Origin of the sequence: Kitasatospora sp. NPDC059812, from assembly GCF_042732075.1 — a bacterium.
Classification (GTDB): domain Bacteria; phylum Actinomycetota; class Actinomycetes; order Streptomycetales; family Streptomycetaceae; genus Kitasatospora.
In genome coordinates this window covers 35647-36593 of record NZ_JBHWIO010000088.1, presented here as the reverse complement: position 1 = coordinate 36593, position 947 = coordinate 35647, and the positions used below count along the sequence as shown (strand labels likewise).

The following is a 947-nucleotide window of genomic DNA, read 5'->3' as shown; positions in this document are numbered from 1 at the left end:
AACACGGACGCGGCGTCCTCCTCGTCAACGAGCTGGCCGAGAAGTGGGGCTGCTGCCCCCGCGCCGGCGGGGTCGGCAAATTCGTCTGGGCGCTGATCGCCCCCGCACCCGCGCCCGCCACCCTCCTCACCGTCTGAACAGGCACCCACCATGCGACTCCCCTTGACCGCCCGCCACCTGTTCGACACCGGCTCCACCCCCGCCGACACCTACGCCACCCTCGCCCGCCACACCCGCGAACCCCTCCGATCCGCCCGCGCCGTCTGCACCGCCCTCGGCATCCCCGCCGCCGAAACCCAACGCCGCCTCAACGACTGCTACGACGCCCTCCTCGCCACCCCCCGCCCCGGCACCGAGAACGACACCGGCGAACTCCTCGAAGCCCTCGGCGTCTTCGACATCCCCAAAACCCCCGACAACCGCGACCTCGCCATCATCGAACTCCTCACCACCGCCATCGACGCCCACGGCAACATCCGCGCCGGCCACCAACACGGCCTCACCCGCTGGTTCACCACCGGCAACCTCACCACCGCCTACCTCTCCCTCACCACCACCCAACCCCACCCCACCACCGGCAACCCCACCCACTACTGGACCACCCTCACCACCGCCGGCGAACTCCTCACCACCACCACCCCCGACCCCCGCCTCAAACCCGCCCTCACCCACTGCCGCACCCAAGCCCAAGCCCAAGCCACCCACACAACCCACCCGTGAACACAGGAAGTCGACCCACCCGACTTCCTACGCGCCCCGCAGAACCCATCTGCCGCACACCGCCCTGGCTTCGTTCACTTCTAGCAGTAGCGTTTGTCTGCCGGTTTGAGCAGCAGTTGACGATCTTGAGGACCGTGGATGTTCACGAAGCAGCAGCAGTCCACGGGACGGGGGGGGCGCCCCCCCCGCGGGGGGGCGGGGCGGGGAGGATATAGGGCACCCCCCAC

At 69.8% G+C, this 947-nt stretch carries 1 protein-coding gene; it reads left to right on the top strand.

Going from position 1 to position 947, the window contains the following annotated elements; translation table 11 throughout:
* The first annotated feature begins 150 nt into the window (after nucleotides 1-150).
* Nucleotides 151-720: a hypothetical protein gene (locus ACFV6D_RS31735; RefSeq protein ID WP_380562196.1), complete on the top strand. Its 570-nt coding sequence runs from the start codon at nucleotides 151-153 to the stop codon at nucleotides 718-720.
* The last annotated feature ends 227 nt before the right edge of the window (nucleotides 721-947 follow it).

Coding starts and splice junctions, on each gene's coding strand:
- ACFV6D_RS31735 (WP_380562196.1), top strand. CDS start 151: ATGCGACTCCCCTTGACCGCCCGCCACCTGTTCGACACCGGCTCCACC.